This is a genomic window from Sphingomonas sp. CCH9-F2 (assembly GCF_001556735.1).
Classification (GTDB): Bacteria; Pseudomonadota; Alphaproteobacteria; order Sphingomonadales; family Sphingomonadaceae; genus Sphingomonas; species Sphingomonas ginsenosidimutans.
In genome coordinates this window covers 1-5,045 of sequence record NZ_LSJO01000301.1, presented here as the reverse complement: position 1 = coordinate 5,045, position 5,045 = coordinate 1, and the positions used below count along the sequence as shown (strand labels likewise).

Here is a 5,045-nt window from a genome sequence, read left to right as displayed (position 1 = left end):
CTGAGCGTCCGTGCGCGTGACGGCGACCAGGCGCGCAGTGTGTCGAGCGGCAGGCGCACGCGCCAGCGGCGCCCGCCCTCCACCGCGACCGGGTGATCGTTGATGAACACTTGCGCATCGGCACTGGCGCGCCGACCCGATACCAGCAGGCAATCGGCGACCGGGCAGGACACCAGCCGCGCCCGCGGCGCTTCCGCCGCCGCCCCGCCGGCCGCCAGCATCGCCGCGCCGGTGGCCAGCAACAGGCCGATGGTCGCGCTATTCCACCGCAATGCCCGCCTCCTCCAGAATCCGTCGCGCCGGTTCCAGCACCTCGGCATGCCGCCGCCAGCGCGCGACCGCATCGCGGTAGAGCGGCCGGCGCACCTGCGCCGCGCTGGGCGTCGAGACCGGCGCATCATTGGCATGGAAATCGAGGCAGGCGTCGGCCCACGACAGCCCGCAATGATCGAGCAACCGCCGCGTCTGCGCGGCCTGATCGGCGACCAGATCCTCATACGACAGATCCAGCACGCGGCCGGGCAGCGCATCGCGCCAATGCGCCATCAGCCGGTCGAACCGCACGTAGTAAGCGGCGATGTCGCGCAGGTCGTAGCTATAGTCGTAATAGCGCGAGCCGATCGCGAACAGGTTGCGAAAATTGCCCAGCACCGTGTCCAGCGGATGGCGGCGCGGGCAGACGATCCGCGCGTTCGGCAGCGCGCGCGCGATCGTGCCGACATAATGGAAATTGCCCGGAAACTTGTCCACGAAGCGGCGCGACGGATCGCGGCGATGGTGGCGCGCGCGGCGAAGATAGTCGCGCCCGATCGCGGCGGGATCGGCGGCGGCCGCGCGCAGGATCGTATCGGCGTCGAGCACGGTCGGCGTGCGCGTCCCCGCCGCCGCCTTGACCGCCAGCGGCATCGCCTGAAGCTCGCCCGCGCTTTCGACATCGGAGTGCGAGGACAGGATACGGTCGACCAGGGTGGTGCCGGTGCGCGGCATCCCGATAACGAAGATCGGCGCGTCGTCGGCCGCATCGATCGCGCGCGCCGCGGCAGCGACGGGCGACGCGCACTCGATCGCGTCGAAGATCGCGGCATCCCGCGCGAACGAATAAGGCAAGGTGGCGCGGTGTTCGGCGTTGGTCGCGCACAATGTCGCCAGCGCGCGGTCGGCGGCGCCTATATCGTCCAGTTCCTTGGCTAACGCATAGCCGAGCAGCAGCCGCGCGCGGCCGTCGCGCGCACGGTCGCGCGCCGCCGCCAGCCGGTCGACATGATGCCGCTCCGGCGCCTGCTTGCGCAGCCCGGCGAGCAGATGATGGGCGCGGGCATCGTCGGGCGCGCGCGCGATCAACGCCTCCAGCGCCGCCTCCGCCGCGTCGGTGCGCCCCAGGAAGCCGAGCGCCGCGGCCTGATTGTAGCGATAGGACAGATTGTCCGGGGCCAGCGCCACGGCGGCGTCGAAATGCGGCAGCGACGCCGCATGATCGCCGAGCCGCGCATAGACGCAGCCGATCGTGTCGCGGTTGAGCGCATCGGTCGGCGGAGCAGCCTCGGCAGCGTGCAGGATCGCGGCGGCATCGCCGTCGCGGCGGACCGCGACATAGAGCCGTGCCAGCTGCGCGCGATATTCGCCGCGCGGGTCGATCGCCACCGCACGCTCGATCCCGGAGATCGCCACCGCGACGCTCCCCGCCGCCGCATCGGCCAACGCGGTCAGGAAATGTCCCTCCGCATCGTCGGGATCGGCGGCCAGCAGGGCGGCGGCGTGATGGCGGGTCGCGGGCCAATCACCACGGGAAAGCGCCGCGCGCGCCGCCGCGACCGTGGTGCGGGTGGCCGCATCATCCGGCAAGGCGGGCGCCGCCGACATGGCTCAGCGCGCGACCGCTTCGCTGCCTTCGCCGCCCTCGCCCGCCATCGCGCGCCGCGCCGCGATCTTCTCCATCGCCGGGCGCAACGGGAACATCGTCTGTTCGAGGATCGACAGGCGGCGGCGGTCGTCCTGCCCCACCACGACACCCTCACCCTCGCGATAGGTGCCGAACAGCCGGTCGAGCAGGATCAGCGAATTGCCGTAGTTGGTGCGCGTTTCGTCATAGCCGGTCGAATGATGCAGGCTGTGGTGACGGATCGTGGTGAAGAAGAAGGAATAGAAGGCCGGCGGGTTCGCGCGGACATTGGCGTGCGCGAAGGTCGACACCACCGTCAGCACACTCAACCCGCAGAACAGCGCCGCCAGCGGCACGTCGAACAGCGCGATGACGCTGAGGCTGATGAGCAGCAGTTCCAGCGGGTTGCCGACCGCGCCCTTCATCGCGTTGAGCTGCGTCAGATGGTGATGCGGCGCGTGGGTGTACCACAGGAACGTATTGTGCATCGCGCGATGCATCCAATACTGGCCGAATTCGATCACCACGATCACCAGCGCGACCTGTGCCAGGAACGGCATATGCATCGCCCATTGCGTGGTGATGCCGGCCCACGCCTTGAACGCGCGCAACGGATCCTCCGCCAGATGCGTCGACAGCCACGAGATGACGGTGGCGTTGAACACGACATAGGCCAGATCAGTCGCGAATTCGCGCCGGTCGATCCGCCAGCCTTCATGGCGCTCCGCGATCCATTCCAGCCCCTGGACGAAGATGGTCACCGCGGCGACCATCAGGATCATCGACAGCGGATTGTCGGTCCAGCGCGCCGGCGCAAGGCCCCAGAAGGCGACCACCGCCGCCACCGTGGCGGGCGGCAGCAGATCGATCAGCGTCTGGCGGATATCGCGCGTGCCGCTCATGCCGCCGCTCCGTGATGCGCGCCGGGCGCGGGCAGCCCCCCGACTGCTCGTGCCCGCGCGGCGAGCGCCGTCATTACCAACCGAGCCGTGCCCGCCATCAGCCGCCGTGCCATCCCGCCGATCGACTGCCCGTCACCCGTCATCGTATCGCTCTGCCTCGCCGCCGCCATGCGATCAGGTTGCGCGAGCACGCGGGACGCGTGGGAGAGACTAATCTTCTATGGACGGCATAGATGTGACCTATGCCCTGCCGCGATCGGTCACGAGCGGCGCTGCGCCCGGATGCGGCGATAGACCTCGTCGATGAACAATTGCGTCGCGGTGTCGCGCGACGGCTGCGCGCGGGCGAGCAGGAAGATGTCGTAGGCGGGTTCGAACTCGGTCAGCAGGATCGGCCACAGCTTGCCGGCCTTCACCGCATCCTCCGCTGCCAGCACCGGCAGGAAGCCGATGCCGACGCCGGTGACGATCAGCCGCCGCGCTTCGTTGACGTCCTCCGCCAATCCGTTGACGCGCGTACCCAGGCGATAGCGGCGGCGCAGCCGGGTGATCGCCTCGATCTCGTCATCGCCGGTGAGGACGAAGCCTTCGTCCTTCAGCTCGTTCAGGCGGCCGACGCGATAGCCGAACAACGGGTGGCTGCGCCCGCAGTACAGCTGCTGGCGCTCGACGAACAGCGGTTCGTACACCAATTCGCCGCGGTCGCCGCCGTCATAGCCGATGCCGATCTCCACCTCGCCGCGTTCCAGCGCATCGAGCACCTGGCGCCATGGCGACACGCGGATCTCGATATGGATGGCGGGATTGCGGCGATGGAAGCTGGCGAGCGCCTCGTCGAGTTCGGGGGAAACGATCGCGGACACCATCTGGATGCGCACGATCCCCTCGACCCGCCGCGTCGCCTGCGCGACCTGGTGCGGCATCATCCGTGCCGATTCGAGCATCTCCTCGCACAGCGCCATCATCGCCTTGCCCGCGGCGGTCATCTCCACCCCGGCGGCGGTGCGCCGCAGCAGCGTGGCGCCGACATGCTCCTCCAGCCGCTTCAGCGCGGCGCTGATGCTGGGCTGCTGCTTGTTGAGCTGGCGCGCGGCGGCGCCGATGCCGCCGGCGCGGACGATGTCGACGAACGTGCGCATCAGGTTCCAGTCGACCCGGCTGGCGAATTTACGATCGGTGCTGACCACCCGTTCGTCCATCGAAACGCCCCCCAACGTCGCGGCGACGAGATGCCGCGCACACGTCATAGACAGCATTGATGCGATTCATCAACAATCGCCATCTTCCGCTATGCCCCAGCGCGCGGCTTCCTTGCGGCATGACCGATGCCAGCCCGCTTCCCGTCGTCGACATCTCCGGTTTGGCGAGCGCCGATACCGCCGAGCGGCGCGCGGTCGCCGCGGCGCTCGACCGGGCGTGCGTGCGCTCGGGGTTCCTGTACGTCACCGGGGCGCAGTTCGACCGCGCGCTGTTCGACCGGCTGCTGGCGACCGCGCGCAGCTATTTTGCGCAGGACAGCGCCGCCAAGATGGCAAGCTATATCGGCCAGTCGGCGAACCACAGCGGCTATGTCCCGGTCGGCGAGGAACGGTTCGCGGGCAGCCCCGGGGACCTGAAAGAGGCGTTCGACGTCAACAACGACTATCCGCACGACCACGGGCGCCGCCCGCTGCTCGGCCCGAACCTGTGGCCGGCGATGCCGGGGTTCCGCGACGGGGTGCTGCCCTATTACCGACATCTGAGCGCGATCGGTGCGCAGCTGTTCGGCGCCTTCGCCACCGCGCTGGGGCTGGCGGAGGATCATTTCGCGCCGCACCTGCGCCACCCGCCCAGCCAGCTGCGGCTGATCCATTACCCGCACGCGCCCGAGGCGGACGACCGGCCGGGGATCGGCGCGCACACCGATTACGAATGCTTCACGCTGCTGTTCGCGACCGGCCCCGGGCTTCAGGTGATCGACCCGGACGGCCGCTGGATCGACGTGCCGCAGCGCGCCGACGCGATGGTGATGAACATCGGCGACATGATGGAGACGCTGTCGAACGGCCGCTACACCGCGACGACGCACCGGGTGCGCAAGGTGCCGGACGAACGCTATTCCTTCCCGCTGTTCTTCACGCTGGACTATGACTACGTCGTCGCGCCGCTGATCCCCGGCGACGGCACACGCCACTATCCCCCGGTGGCGAGCGGGGCGCACCTGTTCCAGCAGACCGCGCAGACCTTCGCCTATCTGAAGGAACGGCGCGCGCGTGGCGAGCTGG

6 protein-coding genes are annotated in these 5,045 nt (G+C 69.3%); 1 reads left to right on the top strand and 5 read right to left on the bottom strand.

Going from position 1 to position 5,045, the window contains the following annotated elements:
• From AX685_RS08925 to AX685_RS08910, 5 genes are all read right to left on the bottom strand, one after another.
• The coding region (locus AX685_RS08925) for a hypothetical protein (RefSeq protein ID WP_066487693.1) at window positions 1-272 on the bottom strand (272 nt) is incomplete at its 3' end.
• Entirely contained in the window at window positions 259-1,860 is a 1,602-nt protein-coding gene (locus AX685_RS08920) for a tetratricopeptide repeat-containing sulfotransferase family protein (RefSeq protein WP_066487691.1), read from the bottom strand. The genes AX685_RS08920 and AX685_RS08925, both read right to left, overlap by 14 nt.
• A 3-nt stretch (window positions 1,861-1,863) precedes the next feature.
• A complete protein-coding gene (locus tag AX685_RS08915; protein WP_066487688.1) occupies window positions 1,864-2,781 on the bottom strand; it encodes a sterol desaturase family protein in 918 nt (305 codons plus the stop codon).
• Entirely contained in the window at window positions 2,778-2,972 is a 195-nt protein-coding gene (locus AX685_RS21540) for a hypothetical protein (RefSeq protein ID WP_197418539.1), read from the bottom strand. The genes AX685_RS08915 and AX685_RS21540 overlap by 4 nt, the downstream gene beginning before the upstream one ends.
• 69 nt (window positions 2,973-3,041) lie before the next feature.
• Window positions 3,042-3,980, bottom strand: a complete 939-nt coding sequence (locus AX685_RS08910; RefSeq protein ID WP_066487695.1) for a LysR family transcriptional regulator — start codon at window positions 3,978-3,980, stop codon at window positions 3,042-3,044.
• 119 nt (window positions 3,981-4,099) lie between these two features.
• Here AX685_RS08910 and AX685_RS08905 point away from each other — a divergent pair.
• Window positions 4,100-5,045 (top strand): isopenicillin N synthase family dioxygenase (locus tag AX685_RS08905; RefSeq protein WP_066487686.1); only part of this gene is annotated, 946 nt, incomplete at its 3' end.